The 15756-nt window shown below is 70.8% G+C and carries 18 protein-coding genes; 6 read left to right on the forward strand and 12 right to left on the reverse strand.

Features of this window, described 5'->3' with window-relative positions; genetic code table 11:
* The first annotated feature begins 17 nt into the window (after positions 1–17).
* Genes ITJ59_RS11600 through ITJ59_RS11610 form a run of 3 tightly spaced genes read left to right on the forward strand, consistent with a single transcriptional unit; the run spans position 18 to position 2021 of the window.
* Positions 18–896, forward strand: a complete 879-nt coding sequence (locus ITJ59_RS11600) for a helix-turn-helix transcriptional regulator (RefSeq protein WP_194651235.1) — start codon at positions 18–20, stop codon at positions 894–896.
* A 52-nt stretch (positions 897–948) separates the two neighbouring features.
* Entirely contained in the window at positions 949–1821 is an 873-nt protein-coding gene (locus tag ITJ59_RS11605; RefSeq protein ID WP_194651236.1) for a helix-turn-helix domain-containing protein, read from the forward strand.
* The gene (locus ITJ59_RS11610) at positions 1818–2021 is read left to right on the forward strand and encodes a hypothetical protein (protein ID WP_194651237.1); all 204 of its coding nucleotides are present in this window, start codon (positions 1818–1820) and stop codon (positions 2019–2021) included. Before ITJ59_RS11605 ends, ITJ59_RS11610 begins: the two co-directional genes overlap by 4 nt.
* 145 nt (positions 2022–2166) lie before the next feature.
* Here ITJ59_RS11610 and ITJ59_RS11615 read toward each other — a convergent pair whose 3' ends face one another.
* Positions 2167–3183: an aldo/keto reductase gene (locus tag ITJ59_RS11615; RefSeq protein ID WP_194651307.1), complete on the reverse strand. Its 1017-nt coding sequence runs from the start codon at positions 3181–3183 to the stop codon at positions 2167–2169.
* 122 nt (positions 3184–3305) lie between these two features.
* Here ITJ59_RS11615 and ITJ59_RS11620 point away from each other — a divergent pair, with 122 nt between their 5' ends.
* Positions 3306–4004 carry a carboxymuconolactone decarboxylase family protein gene (locus ITJ59_RS11620; protein WP_194651238.1) on the forward strand — a complete coding sequence of 233 codons (699 nt, stop codon included), beginning with the start codon at positions 3306–3308 and terminating at the stop codon, positions 4002–4004.
* Positions 4005–4007: 3 nt separating this feature from the next.
* Here the strand turns inward: ITJ59_RS11620 and ITJ59_RS11625 are convergent, their stop codons facing one another.
* The 3 genes from ITJ59_RS11625 to ITJ59_RS11635 all read right to left on the reverse strand — a co-directional run bounded on the left by ITJ59_RS11625 (position 4008) and on the right by ITJ59_RS11635 (position 6123).
* Entirely contained in the window at positions 4008–4340 is a 333-nt protein-coding gene (locus ITJ59_RS11625) for a sigma factor-like helix-turn-helix DNA-binding protein (RefSeq protein ID WP_228511377.1), read from the reverse strand.
* Positions 4341–4663: 323 nt separating this feature from the next.
* Positions 4664–5635, reverse strand: coding sequence for an NAD-dependent epimerase/dehydratase family protein (locus ITJ59_RS11630; RefSeq protein ID WP_194651239.1), 972 nt, complete (start codon positions 5633–5635; stop codon positions 4664–4666).
* Positions 5635–6123: a DUF4126 family protein gene (locus ITJ59_RS11635; RefSeq protein WP_194651240.1), complete on the reverse strand. Its 489-nt coding sequence runs from the start codon at positions 6121–6123 to the stop codon at positions 5635–5637. The genes ITJ59_RS11630 and ITJ59_RS11635 overlap by 1 nt, the downstream gene beginning before the upstream one ends.
* 107 nt (positions 6124–6230) lie before the next feature.
* Here ITJ59_RS11635 and ITJ59_RS11640 point away from each other — a divergent pair, with 107 nt between their 5' ends.
* A complete protein-coding gene (locus ITJ59_RS11640) occupies positions 6231–6881 on the forward strand; it encodes an SDR family oxidoreductase (protein WP_194651241.1) in 651 nt (216 codons plus the stop codon).
* 27 nt (positions 6882–6908) lie between these two features.
* Here the strand turns inward: ITJ59_RS11640 and ITJ59_RS11645 are convergent, their stop codons facing one another.
* The 6 genes from ITJ59_RS11645 to ITJ59_RS11670 all read right to left on the reverse strand — a co-directional run bounded on the left by ITJ59_RS11645 (position 6909) and on the right by ITJ59_RS11670 (position 12112).
* Positions 6909–7910, reverse strand: a complete 1002-nt coding sequence (locus ITJ59_RS11645; RefSeq protein ID WP_194651242.1) for a matrixin family metalloprotease — start codon at positions 7908–7910, stop codon at positions 6909–6911.
* 124 nt (positions 7911–8034) lie between these two features.
* Positions 8035–9126 (reverse strand): fatty acid desaturase family protein, encoded by a 1092-nt coding sequence (locus ITJ59_RS11650; RefSeq protein ID WP_194651243.1) that lies wholly within the window; start codon positions 9124–9126, stop codon positions 8035–8037.
* 96 nt (positions 9127–9222) lie between these two features.
* Positions 9223–9939, reverse strand: coding sequence for an ANTAR domain-containing protein (locus ITJ59_RS11655; RefSeq protein ID WP_194651244.1), 717 nt, complete (start codon positions 9937–9939; stop codon positions 9223–9225).
* A gap of 12 nt (positions 9940–9951) precedes the next feature.
* Positions 9952–10650 carry a GAF and ANTAR domain-containing protein gene (locus tag ITJ59_RS11660; RefSeq protein ID WP_194651245.1) on the reverse strand — a complete coding sequence of 233 codons (699 nt, stop codon included), beginning with the start codon at positions 10648–10650 and terminating at the stop codon, positions 9952–9954.
* Between the two features lie 118 nt (positions 10651–10768).
* Complete coding sequence (locus tag ITJ59_RS11665; protein ID WP_194651246.1) at positions 10769–11227, reverse strand: hypothetical protein; 459 nt, start codon at positions 11225–11227, stop codon at positions 10769–10771.
* A gap of 183 nt (positions 11228–11410) precedes the next feature.
* On the reverse strand, positions 11411–12112 hold the full coding sequence (locus ITJ59_RS11670; protein WP_194651247.1) for an SDR family oxidoreductase: 702 nt from the start codon (positions 12110–12112) through the stop codon (positions 11411–11413).
* 96 nt (positions 12113–12208) lie between these two features.
* Here ITJ59_RS11670 and ITJ59_RS11675 point away from each other — a divergent pair, with 96 nt between their 5' ends.
* Complete coding sequence (locus ITJ59_RS11675) at positions 12209–12604, forward strand: MerR family transcriptional regulator (RefSeq protein ID WP_123311419.1); 396 nt, start codon at positions 12209–12211, stop codon at positions 12602–12604.
* 83 nt (positions 12605–12687) lie between these two features.
* On the opposite strand, the gene ITJ59_RS11680 is transcribed toward ITJ59_RS11675, so the two are convergent.
* Both ITJ59_RS11680 and ITJ59_RS11685 read right to left on the reverse strand, forming a co-directional pair.
* Complete coding sequence (locus ITJ59_RS11680) at positions 12688–14370, reverse strand: CBM35 domain-containing protein (RefSeq protein WP_194651248.1); 1683 nt, start codon at positions 14368–14370, stop codon at positions 12688–12690.
* Positions 14371–14456: 86 nt separating this feature from the next.
* Positions 14457–15734: a family 1 glycosylhydrolase gene (locus tag ITJ59_RS11685; RefSeq protein ID WP_194651249.1), complete on the reverse strand. Its 1278-nt coding sequence runs from the start codon at positions 15732–15734 to the stop codon at positions 14457–14459.
* Positions 15735–15756: the final 22 nt, after the last annotated feature.

The raw sequence follows: 15756 nt of genomic DNA on the forward strand, positions 1-15756 counted from the left end.
CCGGTTACCGTGACGGCATGAACTACCGCGACGAAGCCCGCGACTTCCTGTCCAGCCGTCGCGCCCGCATCACCCCCGAGCAGGCCGGGGTCGAGACGTTCGGCACCCGCCGCCGTGTGACGGGGCTCCGACGCGAAGAGATCGCCCGGCTGGCCGGCGTGAGCATCGACTACTACACGCGGCTCGAGCGGGGGAACCTGCAGGGTGTCTCGGACAGCGTGCTCGAGGCCGTCGCCGGCGCACTGCAGCTCGACCCCGCCGAGCTCGAGCACCTGCGCGACCTCTCCCGGCACCAGAACGCGACCCCGCGGCGAGCGGGGAAGGTCGTGCCGGTGGCGGCCGTCCGCCCGGAGTTGCAGTACCTGCTCGACGTCATCACCGACGCCCCGGCGATGATCATCAACAACCGGCAGGACATCGTCGCGGCCAACGCGCTCGGCTTCGCGATGCACTCGGACCTGGTGGCGGCTCCGGCCCGGCCGATGAACTTCTCGCGCTTCATCTTCCTCGACCCGAAGGCGCGGAACTTCTACCAGGACTGGCAGCGGGCGGCGCACACGAACGTCGCGATCCTGCGACGCGAGGCTGGTCGGACACCGAACGACCGTGACCTCGCGGCGCTCATCGGCGAGCTGTCGATGCGGAGCGATGACTTCCGCGCGCTCTGGGCAGCGCACGACGTCCGACGCCACTACTCCGGTGTGAAGTCCTTCCGGCACGCCGTCGTCGGGCCGCTCGAACTGCACTTCCAGACGCTCGAACTCGCCGAGGACCCCGGGCTCGCGCTCACGATCTACCCGGCGACCCCGGGCAGCCCGACCGCCGACGCGCTCCGCCTGCTCGCCTCGTGGGCGGCGACGGAGCAGATCGCGGAACGCGCTCGCGCATCCGCCTGACGGGTACCAGCAACCCCTTCTTCCCCACCCGGCACCGTCCTACCGTGGACGCATGGACACCAGAAGCGAAGTGCGCGACTTCCTCCGCACCCGCCGCGAGCGCGTCACGCCGCAGCAGGTCGGGTTGCCCGACTTCGGTGGCGCCCGACGGGTCAAGGGGCTCCGCCGTGAGGAGCTCGCGCTCATCGCCGGCATGAGCGTCGACTACTACATCCGCCTCGAGCGCGGGAACCTCACCGGCGTCTCGGAGAGCGTGCTCGAGTCCCTGTCGCGCGCGCTGCGCCTCGACGACGCCGAGCACGCGCACCTGTTCGACCTGGCCCGCGTGCAGAACGCCTCGGCGACCACGCGGCGGAAGCCGCCGACGTCGAAGGTCCGACCGAACGTGCAGCGGATGCTCGACGGCATGACCATGCCCGCGTGGGTGCGGAACGGCCGCTCGGACTTCCTGGCCGGCAACGCCCTGGCGCGTGCGCTGTACTCGCCGCTGTTCCTCGACCCCGCCGGCACCCCGAACACCGCCCGCTTCGCGTTCCTCGACCCGCGCGGTCAGGAGTTCTGGCGCGACTGGGACGTCGTCGCGAGCGACATGGTCGCCGTGCTCCGTGCCGAGGCCGCCCGGTCGCCGTACGACAAGGGGCTGACCGACCTGATCGGCGAACTCTCGACCCGCAGCGAGGAGTTCCGGCAGCGCTGGGCCGCACACGGGGTCATGCGGCACCTGAACGGTTCGAAGCGGGTGCACCACCCCGAGGTCGGCGACCTCGACCTGACCTACGAGACCATGGAGCTCGCGACCGACACCGGGCTGACGCTCATCGCGTACGGCACGGAGCCGGGCTCCCCGTCCGAAGAGCGTCTGCAGTTGCTCGCGAACCTCGTCGCCACGACGGCCGAGGCCGTCCCGGAGTCGGAAGACGCATGAACGACACCGAGTCCGTCCCGACCACCGCACCTGCTGCACCCCTCGGATTCCTGGGCCGCCTGCGGTTCCGGTGGCGCGCTGAGCAGGAGATCCACGACCTGACCCGCGACCGCGCGCTCGAGGAGCGCGTGCGCGCCGAGGCCGCCGTGCGGCTCGCGCCCGGCCCGTGGCACCTCGGCGAGCTGTTCCGACGCCGCTGACGCGACCCGCGCCGCACAACCAAAATCACCCCGAACCACGTGATCGCCTGGTTCGGGGTGACTTGCGTTGTGCGCGTGCCCAGATGGCGGACGGGAGGCCCGGTGCGATGCCGCCACGGGCCTCCCGTCCGTCAGTCGGTCGCGTTCACCGGCGACGTGCGGCGGGCACCAGGGTGTGCTGCCCGTAGCTGTTGTCGTCGGGGTTGATCGTGACGCCGGGGGCGACGAGCTCGTCGATGCGGTCCAGGACCTCGTCGCTGAGCACACGGTCGGCGGCGGGGAGCTGCGACTCGAGCTGCTCCATGGTGCGCGGGCCGATGATCGCGCTCGTGACGCCGGGGTGCCGGATCACCCACGCGAGCGACATCTCGATGAGGGACATGTCCTGCGACTCGGCCAGCAGCGCGAGTTCCTCGACGACGTCGAGCTTCCGCTGGTTCGCGAGCGTCGACATGTCGAACCGGGCCGCGGGACGGTGCTTCGCCGTCGGGGTACCGGGAGCATCCTTGCGCCAGCGGCCACTGAGCCAGCCGCCGGCGAGCGGGCTGTAGACGAGGGTGCCCATGCCGTAGCGCTGCGTGGTCGGCAGGACGTCCTCCTCGATGCCGCGCACCAGGATCGAGTACGGGGGCTGCTCGGTGCGGAAGCGCTCCAGGCCACGGCGCTCCGAGGTCCACTGCGCCTCGACGATCTCGGCGCCGGAGTACGACGACGAGCCGATGTTCCGGACCTTGCCCTGGCGCACCAGGTCGGTCAGGGCGCTCAGGGTCTCCTCGACGTCCATCGTGGGCGACGGACGGTGCACCTGGTACAGGTCGATGTGGTCGGTGCCGAGACGGCGTAGGGAGTTCTCGACCTCCTGCATGATCCAGCGGCGCGAACCACCGGAGCGGTTCGGGCCCTCACCCATCGGCATGAAGAACTTGGTGGCGAGCACGACGTCGTCACGGCGGTCCTTGATCGCCTTGCCGACGATCTCCTCCGAGACGCCGTCCGAGTAGGCGTCGGCGGTGTCGACGAAGTTGATGCCCGCGTCGAGGGCACGGTGGATGATCCGGATCGAGTCGTCGACGTCGGCGTTGGCCCACGGACCGAACATCATGGTGCCCAGTGCGAGCGGGCTCACCTCGACGCCGGTGCGTCCGAGCTGGCGGTACTCCATGGTTTCCTCTCCGTGCCCGCGGGTCTCGCCGGGCACGGTGGCCACGCTAGGCCGGTGGCCCACGACGAAAGGGGGGAGGACCGTACCTCCCTCGGTCGGCGGGGCGGTCGTAGCGTCGAGCCATGACGTTCGCCGAGACCGACCCCGAGTTCGCCCGGTACCACGCCGACTTCGTGGACGAGACGCTGCAGCACGCGTCACTCAGCAGCCACGACCGCGCGGTCGTGCAGCTCGGCGCGATGATCGCCGGCGGCGCACAGGCCGCCTTCCGGCAGCTGCTCGGCACCGCGCTCGACGGCTCACTGACCCCGGTCGAGGTGAAGGAGATCGGCTACCAGGCCGTCGCCTACGTCGGATCCGCGCGAGCTGCCGACTTCCTGACCATCACGAACGAGGTGCTGGTCGGGCGGGGCGTCGAGCTACCGCTGCCCGGCCAGTCCACGACCACGCCGTCGGACCGGCTCGAAGGGGGCCGTGCAGTCCAGAGCGCCGTGGTCGGGACGGAGCGGGTCGACGCCATGTACGAGCACGCGGCCGAGGACACCATGCACTTCCAGCGGTTCCTGTCCGGCAACTGCTTCGGCGACACGGTCGGTCGGGACGGCCTCGACCTGCCGACGCGTGCGCTGCTGACGTTCGCGGTCCTCGTCGCGCTCGGCGGTGCGGACGCGCAGGTCACGGGACACGTCGCGGGCAACCTGCACGTCGGGAACACCCGGCAGCAGCTGCTCGACGTGCTCACCGTCCTGGTGCCCGTGATCGGCTACCCACGGACGCTGAACGGTCTCGCCGCGGTGGACCAGGGTGCACCCGCCGCTTGACGCTCAGATCGCGAGCTCGACGTCGTGACCGTTGACGGTCACGATGATGCGAGGGTTCTCGGCACCGGTCGCGGTGATGTAGCTGCGGAGCGTGGAGAGCAACATGTCTTCTCGCCGCTCCATCTGGGACACCGCGCCCTGACTGATGCCGAGCTCGTGCGCGATCTCGGCTTGGGTGCGCTTGCCGGCTTCGCGGACCATCGCGAGGCTCATGGCGTGGATGCGGTCGAGCTCATCCGCTTCCACTTCAAGCGCGGCCACGGCGTCCGCGACGCCCGGCTGCTGCAACATCTGATCGAGGCGGTCGTTGCCCCGTACGAAGTCTTCCTTGCTCATCGTGCTTCCTCGGTCTCGTTCCGCCATCGGTCGCGGTCCTCGTCGGGTGGGAACAACAGATCAGGCGGAGCGCCACCCCTGTGACGTACGGGTGTGACACCCGCCAGACCGGATGCTGCTTGGACTGCCGGACACGCTTGAGCATGAACGTCAGCAGCTGCAGACGTCTTCGCCCACGCTCGGTCGTGTCGGTCTCAAGACGATCGAGCTGGTCGTTGAACTCTCGCGACCAGTCGATCTGCATGCGGCGAAATTACCTGCGACTGATATTAGCCGCAACTAATATCGAGCGCAAGGGCAACGACTGGCGGGAGTGCGCCCCGTCAGACGACGAGGGGACCGGCGACCTCGAGCTGATCGTGGTCGACGAGCCAGCGGACCGCGTCGAGCACCGTCTGCTCCGCGGTGAACCCGGGCGCGTAACCGAGCAGACGACGGGCCTTCTCGACGCTGAAGACCTGGCTGCGTGACAGGTGCTCCCAGCTGGCGCCAGCGTGCTCTGGAGCCGTGGTCTCACGGAACCGGTCCCAGCTGACGGAGTCGAGCCGGGCCTCCTGGCCGAACCACGACGCTGCCAGATGGGCGTACCCGCGCGCGGTGAGCGCCGTCGGAGCCGTGATGAAGAAGTCCTCGCCCGTCGCCGCCTCGCGGTGTTCGACGGCGAGCTGGAACGCCTGCGCGACGTCGTCGGCGTGCACGTGGGCCATGGTCTCGGCGCCGAGCCCGGGGACCTCGATCGCCTCGCCGGCGGACAGCCGCGTCAGCACCGAAGGGTCCAGGTTGCCGAGCGGACCGATCGGCATCCAGCCCGGACCGCTGATGTGTCCGGGGTGCACCGTGGTCGTCGCCAAACCCCCTGACACGGTTTCTTCCTTGAGCGTCCGGGCGATCGCGTCCTTCTGCACGCCGTAGTCGCCGAACGGCGGCGTGAAGTCGTCTTCGGTGATCGGCAGGACGCTGGATGCTCCGGCACGCCAGATCGAACCGCAGTGCACCAGGTGTGTGCTCGTGCCGCGGAGCGCATCGACGAGTGCGGCGGAGGACGACTCGGTGAAGCACACGAGGTCGACGACGGCGTCAGCGGCGAGCGCGGCGATCCGCGCGCCGAACGTGCCGTCGCGGTCCTCCTGCTCGCGGTCGGCGGCGACCCGCTCGACCTGCTGCCACTCGGGGGAGTCGGCGTACGGGGTGCTGGTGCCACGACTGAGCGCGACCACCTGGTGGCCGGCGCGGACGAGGCGGGGCACGAGGAACGTGCCGATGTGCCCGGTGGCTCCGATGACGACGATGCGCATCAGTCGGCGGTGATGACCTTGACGGAGCCGGCGATGGTGGCCGCGTCCTCGGCGAGCGCCACGACGGGGTCGGGCAGACCGGTGGCCGCGCCGACCGCCTTGCGGAGTCCCCAGCCGACGAACGAGCCGACGACTGCACCGATGCCACCGAGGATCGCGCCCTCGATGCGCAGGTCGCGCCGGCCGGTCGTGCCGAGTGCTGCGCCGACGAGTGCGCCGGAGCCGATGCGGCCGATCAGGCCGGTGGGGGAGATGCGGTTCGGGGTCTTCGGCAGCTTGTCGCCGATGAGCTCGCCGACGGCCGACGCGACGAGCAGTCCGCGGCCGAGCGGTGTGCTGAAGACCTTCCAGTCCTGCCACGATCCCTTCAGCGAGGACCGGTCGTGGTTCAGCGCCAGCACCGCGAGCGGGGTGGCGCTCCGGCCACCGCTCAGGATGCCGAGCACCAGGGTGCGGACCAGGGTGTGCTGCTCGTGCTGCTTGCTCATCGTGTCTCCAGACGTGATCACGTCCGACCGTACGCACGCGGGCCGCGAGTGGTCCGAGGGTCCGCACGGACCGTGGACACCGAGCCGCCCCGAGTAGCGTCCGCCGCATGAGCAACGTCATCGTCTTCGGCGGCCACGGCAAGGTCGCACTCCTCACCACCCGCATCCTCAGCGAGCGCGGCCACACGGTCACCTCGGTCATCCGGAACGCGGACCAGTCCGACGAGATCCGCGCCCACGGCGGCGAACCGTTCGTGGCGGACATCCAGCAGCAGTCCCTGACCGACTTCGCCGAGCTGATCCACGGGCACGACGCCGTCGTGTGGTCGGCCGGTGCCGGCGGCGGGTCCGTCGACCGCACGTGGGCGATCGACCGCGACGCCGCGATCCTGTCGGTGCAGGGTGCGAAGCAGGCCGGTGTCGAGCGCTACGTCATGGTGTCGTGGTCCGGCTCGCAGCTCGACCACGGGGTGCCGCAGGACAACGACTTCTTCGCCTACGCGCAGTCGAAGGCGGTCGCCGACGCCGTGGTGCGCGACTCCGGTCTGCAGTGGACGATCGTCGCGCCGAGCACCCTGACCGACGACGAGGCGACGGGTTCGGTCGACTGGGCGGGGTCGTCGAGCGACGTGCCGCGCGGCGACGTCGCGCACGTGATCGCCGACGTGCTCGAGAACCCGGGCACGGCCGGCAACACCATCCGGTTCAACGCGGGATCGACCCCGATCGCGGACTTCCTTCGCGCCGACGCGGTCTGACGACCGGGCGCGGCCCGGAGCCGCGCGTCAGTAGATCTTCCCGATGCCGGTCAGGTCACCGAGCCCGAGCGTCCGCGACCCGGTGTCGCAGGTCCCGCCCGACGGTTCCATGACCTGGCCGGTACCGGTCTTCACATGGCCGAGCCCGTACAGGTGCCCCCACTCGTGGGTGGCGACCGCCTGGGTGTCGTACCGCGCACCGGAGCAGGTGTCGGTGGAGCTCCACTTGTAGCTCGTGGCGTACCGCTGGTCGGACTCCTTCGCGATGCCGTTGCTGTCGTACCAGACGCACGTCACACCGAGGGTGCCGGAGGGCAGTTTGCCCCACCCGACGACGCTGTACCCGTTGCTCTTCGCGCACCCGCCCTTGTCGGTGAGTCCCGGGGCCTGGGTCGCGAGGCGGACGTAGGCGTTCCGCGCCGTCGAGTTCACGGTGCGGTCGCACGACGAGATCGTGCCCGTCCACGCGTTCGCCGCCTTGCGGAGGGCGTCCTTGGCGTAGGTCGACTTCTGGCCGGACTGGTTGTAGTACCACTGCACGGTGCTCGACCAGCGGTAGGGGTTCAGCTCGTAGGCGGTGCTCGTGCACTTCGTGCTGGCGGCGGCGGCGGTCGGAGCGGCGGCTGCCGCGCTGGCCGCAGCGCTCCGCGCCTGCTCCTGGCGCACTGCGGGCGCCGAACCACTCCAGGACTCGTCGATCCGGACCGCGACACCCCCGCCGCCGGTGTTCGCGATGACGACCTCCGCCAGTTCGGCCGCGCCCGGTACCGCCGAGCTGCTCGCCATCACGCTCTCACCCGGCGCCGGCACGGCGAACGTGCGGCCGTCCGGCAGTGCGACCGTGCCGGAGGAGACGGTGCACCCCGTCCGGAGCGTCTGCACCGAGAGCGTCCCCGCGGCGCAGCGCGCACCGGCCGACGGCGCCGCAGCTGCCGGCATCGCTGCTTGCGCGGGTGCCGCTGTGGCGGTGAGGCCGACCACGAGCGCGATGACCGCTCCGGTGGTGAGCGTGTTCCTGAGCGGACGCATGGTTGCCCTTCCCGCGGCGGGCCCCTGCGGCCGCCGTCCCTGATCGGGTCCATGCTCGCCGATCAGCCCCCGCCAGGTCCAGGGATGCGCCAACAGGACACGCCGGGCCCGTGTCCTGCGACGGTCAGCGCAACCGCTCGACCATCGGACACGCGAACGGATCGCGCGCCGCCAGACCGACCTCGTTGAGGTACCGGACCACGATGACGTACGAGTGCACCAGCGTCGTCTCGGTGTACGGCACACCCTGGTCCGCGCAGTACCGGCGGACCATGTCGCGTGCCGCGCGCAGGTTCGGCCGGGCCATGCTCGGGAACAGGTGGTGCTCGACCTGGTGGTTGAGCCCGCCCATGAAGTACTCCACCCACGCGCCGCCACCGATGTCGCGCGAGGTCAGGACCTGACGCGAGAAGAAGTCCACGCGTCGGCCGGGCTCGATGACGGGCATGCCCTTGTGGTTCGGCGCGAACGCGATCCCCATCAGGAAGCCGAACACGGCGAGCTGCACCCCGAGGAACGCGAAGGCGATGCCGACCGGCAGGAACCAGAACACGACCCCGAGGTAGAGCACGAAGCGCCCGACGAAGACGGAGCCCTCAGCCCACCGCCGCTTGACCGGGCCACGGCTGGTGTAGGTCCGGATCGACTGCCAGTGCAGGTTGACCCCCTCGACCAGGAGCATCGGGAAGAACGCCCAGCCCTGCACCCGGACGAGCACCCGCAGGAACCCGGTCCGGCTGGCAGCGTCCTCGGGCCGGAACGAGATCGCGTCGAAGGAGATGTCGGGGTCCTTGCCGACCGTGTTCGGGTTGGCGTGGTGCCGGGTGTGCTTGTTCATCCACCACGCGTAGCTGATCCCGGTCAGGAACGTGCCGGCGTAGCGCGCAGCCCGGTCGTTCCAGTGGTGCGACGCGAACACCTGCCGGTGGGCGGCCTCGTGTGACAGGAACGCGAACTGCGTGAAGAGTGCGCCCAGCACCCCGGCGACGATCAGCTGGTACCAGGAGCCGCCGAGCACGGCGAACGCCCCACCGGTGAGCACGAGCAGCCCGGCGAGCACGGCGATGAGCCCCCAGTACCAGCCCGTGCGGCGACCGAGCAGCCCGGCGGAGCGGACCTGCGCGAGCAGTGCGGTGTACGTCGAGGTGGTGTCGGTCCGCGGCGACCGTCGTTCGGTCTTGCGGTAGCCGGTCGGTGCGAGCAGTTCGTCGCCCATGGGGTCCTCCTGGATCCAGTGCTGCGCCTGCAACCGGGGACCGGGGTTACGAGTCGTCGTCGAGCGTACGCCGGCCCGGACCGGGGACTCTCGGGGTCAGGCTGGCAGGACCAGTCGGCGTTCCACGACCGCGCGGGCGACGTCGGCCAGCCGCTCCTGGTGGGCCCTGGCGTACTGCCGGAGCAGCGTGAACGCCGTCTCGGTGTCGACGGCGTGCGTGAACGCCACGAAGCCCTTGGCCTGCTCGATCACGACACGGCTGTCGAGGGCTCGCTGCAACTGCGCCTGCGTCAGGGCCGCGTGTTCCAGGGTCCGCTGCTGCAGGATGCTGATGGTCGCGACGTCGGTCAGCGCCTGCGCGGCCAGCGCGTCGTCGCGGTTCAACTCGCCCTCGGTCTCGCGGAACAGGTTCAGCGACCCGAGCGTCGTGTCGCGCAGCCGCATCGGGATCGCGTGCACGGACGCGTACCCCGACTCGACCGAGGCCGCTGCGAACGTGGGCCACCGGCGCTGCATCTCCGCCTGGTCGCTGACCGACACCGGTCGTCCGGTGGCGAAGCACTCCACGCACGGGCCCTCGCCGGCGTCGAGCTGCAGGAGCCCGACGAAGCTCGATCGCTCGCTGGTCGACGCCACCACCTCGAGCTCCTGGTGCGGGTTCGCCAGCAGGATGCCGGCCGCCGACGCGTCGAAGATGTCGACGACGCTGTCGACCAGGTTCTGCAACAGGTCGACGACGTCGTACTCGTCGACGAGGGTGTCGGTCAATCTGACGAAGGTGTCGATGAGCCGGTGCTCGCGGGTCGGTGCCATGGTGCGTGCTCCTCAGTTCTCGGAACCGTACGGCCTGGCGAGGTCGATGCGGCGAGCGATGACGTCGTTGGAGACGTCGCGGACGGTGCGTTCGGTGGCGAAGGCGTGCGCCTGCAGCACGAGGAGGGCGTCGGTGACGTCCACCCCGAGCTGCGCCGCGACCATGCCGGTCGCCTGGTGCACCTCTCGTCGGGAGTAGCGGCTGGTGTCCATGTCGGCGCGGCCGTCGGCGGCCGCGGCGAGCAACGCACCACGGAGCACCCGACGGGCCGCGACCTCGGTGAGCTCCACGGCGCCGCGGATCTGCCCCACGGTCAAGACGCGTTCGCGGTCGACGGACAGATCGACCGCCCCGACCGGGATCGTCCCGATGCGCATCGGGAACGAGAAGACGGCGCCGACCCCGGCCCGCAGGAGTTCCTCGAGCGCGACGGGCCACGCCGGGTTGCGGGTGCGGGACAGGTCCGGCTCGAGCACCGGCCGCTGGTTGGTGAGGGCCTCCCAGCAGGGTCCCTCGCCGAGGTCGAACTGGATCTCGTCGATCCGTTCGGCGCGCTCGTCGCTCGCGCACACGGTCGCCGAGCCGAGTGGGTTGCCCAGCGTGGAGATGCCGACCCCGGTCACGGGCAGCGTCGTGAGGAAGGGCGGGCACATGTCTGTGCCGTCGGGTGCGGCCTGCAGTGCGGAGACCGCCATCGTGAAGTCGTTCATCGCGAGGAAACCGTCCAGATCCGGGTGCGCGGGGCTGATCCGGTCCCCGCGTGCTGCAACGCTAGCGCAGTGCTCGGTTGCCGTCGCCTACCAGGTCCGTCGACCCGCGCGGACACCGTCAGCCCGCGCTGACGCGCGAGGCTTCCGGCACGAAGTGGATCCGCTCCGCGGCGCGCGTGACCTCGCGGGCCCGTGCGGCGCGGTCGTCGAACTCGATGCGGGCGGCGTCCCGGACCTGCTCCTTGTCGAACAACGACGCGCGGCTCACGACGTCGACGATCGTCGCCACCACGGTCGCGAGCCCGCGCTCGAGCTGCCCGAGGTTCGTGTTGCCGATGACGAGGCGTCGGTCCTGCACGTCGAGCGTCACGTCCGGGTAACCGGCGGTGACGAGCTGCGCGTGCCCGTCGGCGCCGCGGAGACCTGCCATCTCAGCGGCGTCGGGCCGCCGGTTGAAGACCGCGGGGACGTCGTAGTACTTCGCCGCCGTGGGCTTGCCGAGCTCGGTGGGCAGGCCGGAGGCCACCACACTCGTGAGCGCGAGCGGCATCGAGGCCGCCTCGGACTGGTTCGTCATGATGACTCCCTGGGCGGCTCCCCGTGGGAGCTCGAGAAGGCCTCGGGCTCGGCGCGACGACACCGTTTCGCCAGTGTGGGACCCGCGGATGTGAGGCCTCCCAGCCGACCGCCTGCAGCGCCGAGACCGCCGCGCTGCCGCAGCGCAGCGCCGGGGCGCCACCACGCCCCGGCGCCACCACCCTCAGGCGAACTGCGCGTAGAACCCCGACGGGTCCTGCGACAGCGACGCCTTCACCCCGCGGCTCCACTCGTCGACGACGACCTCGGCCGCGTCACGCTCGACGCCGTCCAACGCTGCCCGCACCACGTCGGCCGGGTCGACCTTCGGCCCCTCGTAGCCGGCCATCATGTCCGTGTCCGCCGCACCGAGGTGCAGCCCCTGCACGCTGATGCCCTTGCCCGCGAGCTCCAACCGCACCGCGTTCGTCAGGTTCCACTCGGCGGCCTTCGCCGCCGCGTACGCGCCGGATCCCGGGTAGACGAACCAGGACAGCGCGGACAGGACGTTCACGATGCCGCCGCCACCGTTCCGCTCGATCACCGGCGCGAACGCCCGGATCATCGCGAGGTTCCCCCAGTAGTGCGTGTCCATCTCGCGGCGCGCATCGGTGAGGTCGTCGGTGAGCAGCGAGCCCGTCGTCGAGATGCCGGCGTTGTTCACGAGCAGGGTGACGTCGCCCGCGGCTGCGGTCGCCGCCTCGACCGATGCCTGGTCGGTGATGTCGAGCGGCAGCGGCACCACGCCCTCGATATCCACGAGTTCCGGTCGGCGTGCGGTCGCGTAGACCTTGGTGGCGCCGCGCTCCAGCAGCTGCTGGGCGAAGCGGCGTCCGATGCCCCGGTTCGAGCCCGTGACGAGTGCGACCGATCCAGCGATGTCCATGACGTCTCCTCCTGCCGCGCGGGTGTCTCCCGCAGCGGCTCGGTTACGCTAAGACCTCACATCCATGTCAGGGGCAAGCCCCGGATCGGAGACCGCATGCGGATCGGCGACCTCGCCGCAGAGACGGGCGCCAGCGTGCGCTCGCTGCGGTACTACGAAGAGCAGGGGCTGCTCACGGCGTCGCGGACCACCAGCGGGCAGCGCGTCTACGACGCCCCGGCGGTCGAGCGCGTCCAGCTCGTGCAGCAGCTGTTCGCCGCCGGTCTGCCGAGCCGCACCATCGTGCAGCTGCTGCCGTGCGTGGACAGCGGGCACGCGACACCGGAGTCGTTCGCGCTGCTCGTCGCCGAGCGCGACCGGATCACGGCGCAGATGGCGGAGCTCGAGGCCGCCCGTGGCCGGCTCGACGAGGTCATCGCCATCAGCGAGCACCCGACTGCCGAGCACTGCCCGGCGCTGCGCGAGCCGGCAGACGGAGCGGTCGCGGCCTGAGACGTGGTGGGGGGTCGGACGGGAGGCCCGTGGCGGGTCCGCCCGTCCGCCACCCGGTCACGATTAGAGCGGCGGCTGCGGCGTCAGGGCTGGAACACCTGGATCTGGTCCAGCTCCGCGAACCCCGTCCCCTTCGTGAAGGTGAGCGTGTTCGCGCCCGCCTGCAGGGTGACGGTCTTCTGCGCCCACCCGAAGCGCCCCCAGTTGACCGTCGGCGCGTAGCTGACCGTTCCGGCCGACGTTCCGTTGACGGCGATCGCGTGCGAGCTCGTCGCCCCCGTGCCGTTGTCGTAGCGGACGTTGACCGTGTACGTCCCCGCGGTCGCCGCCTGCACCGTGAACTGCACGGAGCTGGTGGCGTTGTTGATGTTGCCGACCTTCGCCCCGCCGACGGCATCGGCCTGGGTGACGGTGCTCGTGTCGTTCCGCACCGCCGACTCGGCCTCGTACCGCTGCGCGTTGATCGGGATGGAACCGACCCGCACGTCGTTGTAGGTGGTCGTCAGGTTCTCGACGTTCGTCGCCTGGTAGAGCGTCTTGCCGTCGGCGCTCGAGTCGAAGCCCTGGGCGAACCCGCTGAACGTGCCACCCTCGGCGTCACGGGCGTCGTAGGTCACGGCGTAGGGCAGCTGCTCCCACGAGCCGGAGCCCTGGTTGCGGTTGACGACGAAGTTCTGCCCGCCGTCGATGTTCCCGGCGCTGTCGAGCGACCACTTCGACGACACCACGATCATGCCGTTCGCGTTGCCCGTCGTCGGGACCCAGCGGACTTCGGGCGAGGAACCGACACCGCGGCCGTCCGGCAGCGCGATCTTCGTGCCGATGCTCGTCTCGGGGCTCCAGGTCAGGCCGTCGGGCGAGGTCTTGAAGTAGACGGGAGCGGTGTTGTTCGTCTGGCTCGGCCGGTTGACGACCTCGAAGGTGGCGACGTAGTTGCCGTTCGGGATCCGGGTGACCGTGATCATGCCGGGCCGGTCACTCTTGTTGGTCGGCGCCGAGACGTTCACCAGGCCGCCCCAGGTGAGGCCGCCGTCCGTCGACCGTCGGTAGCTGACGGCCTGCAGGACGCCCTTCGCCTTCTGCCGCTCGTCGGAGAAGTACGTCACGAGGCCGCCGTTGGCGTCGACCGCCACGGACGGCTCCCACACGGTCGAGGTGGTCGAGGTCGGGCTCGGGTCGTAGGTGGCGGGCCCGCCGGTGTCGACGGTGCTGACGAACGACCAGGTCAGCCCGTGGTCGAGGCTCTTGTACATGACCAGGCGGCTGCTCGACCGGTCGGTCGGCATGATCATGCCGCTCAGCAGCAGGGTGCCGGCGGGCATGGTGCCGAGCTGGATCGGGGTCTCGTACAGCGAGGGCTGGGCGGTGCGGGTGAGCGTCGGGAACTGCGCGCTCGGCTTCACGGTGGCGACACGGCTCCACGAGGTGCCGTTGTCGGTGCTGCGGTAGATCGGGTAGACCTGCACGCCGTTCTCGAGCACGAGCTGGTCGAAGGTGACGAACTGCTGGCCGTTCGCCGACCCGCTGTTCTTCAGGACGATGTTCTTGGCGTAGGTGGTGCCGGCAGCACGGCCGCCCTCGGGGTTGAAGGCGGTGCCCGCGGCGGGCGAGTACACGAGGGCTCCGTTGCCGGTCGTGACCGCCTGGGCGGGAGCGGGGCCGGTGACACCGGCGACGAGGGCTGCCGCAGCTGCGGCAGCGGTGACGACGAGCGCGAGCGTTCGGCGTCGACGAGGCGCCGGAGCGGCGCCGAGGCGGAGGGACATGGTGCTCCGTTCGGTTGGTGGTGCGGTGGAGGTGCGCGGAGACGGACGGGAGGCGCGGGACCGACCCGACCCGCGCCTCCAGACCGTCACTGGGTCGCCGACAGGGCCGCTGCCACGGCTCGTTCCTGCCGCGCATGCGCGGCGAAGGCGTCGGCGACCGGGTTGCGACGGCGGTCGAGCCCGCCGTCGCCGTCTTCGACGAGGTCGAAGAGGCCCATCGTGAGCAGGTGCTCCTGGCGGGGTGCGTCCGTGTGCCGCCAGGTCCACTCGTACATGTCGAAAAGCGGCCACCAGGTGTAGCCGACGACCGGCACGCCCTCGGCACGGAGTTCGTGCACGGCGGCCACGGAGTCGTCGAGCCAGCCGATGCGTTCGTCGACCGACCCGGTGACACACGTCTCGGTGAGCATGACCGGGGCGCCGTACCGCTCGGCATACGTCGTCAGCACGTCGCGGAGGCCCTCGGCCCCCGTGTCCCGGTACGGACGCGGGTCCGCGAAGCCGCCGCCGTGGTGGACGCCGGCCTCGAAGACCTCGGTGGAGTGCAGGGGGTAGTAGTTGACGCCCATGACGTCCGGCCGGACCGAGTGCTGGCGGAACCAGTCGAGGTCGGCGTCGGTGACCCCGCCGGAGCGCAGCCGACCGACCAGGGGGTGTCCGTCGTCGACCCCGCCGGTGACGAGGTCCTCGACCAGGAACGTCTGCGCGCGGAGCCGGGCGACGGTGTCCCGGTGCTCGGGGACGTCGACGTCGCCGACGTACCGGATGCCGGCGTCGACGTGCACGAAGGTGGCGGCGTCGCCGAGCTCGCGGGCGATGGCGTGCTGGGTGGCGACGAAGCCCTTCGCCAACGCCGAAGCGATGCGGGCGGACCCCTCGGCACCGGTCAGGTACGGGGGCCAGTAGCCGTACTCACCGGAGAACAGGGCGTGGATGACCGGCTCGTTGACGGGCGTGTAGTCGGTCGCGACATCGCCGTACCGGGCGGCGAACCGGGCGGCGTACTCGGTGACGTGCGCCGGGTAGTCGGGGTGCGCGAACTGGCCGTCGAGCCAGAGCGGTGTGCCGTAGTGGAGCAGGTCGACGACGGGCCGCAGGCCGGTCTCGCGGAAGCGCTGCATGACGCCGTCGACCCACGACCAGTCCCACACGCCCGGTTCCGGGGCGACCCGGTACCAGGGCACGCCCCAGCGGAGCAGCTCGGCGCCGACGTCCACAGCCAGGCCGAGGTCGGCGGCGTACTGCCGGTAGTGGTCGGTGAGTTCGTACTCGTCGATGGGGCGCTCGCCCGGGCGGGCCTGTGGGACGAAGGTGTCCTCGATGCCCAGGGCGAAGTGCAGCCGTCCGTCGTCGGACCAGTGCATGGTGTCTCGTTTCGTGGTGGGC

It is taken from the genome of Curtobacterium sp. VKM Ac-1393, from assembly GCF_015350995.1.
GTDB lineage: Bacteria > Actinomycetota > Actinomycetes > Actinomycetales > Microbacteriaceae > Curtobacterium.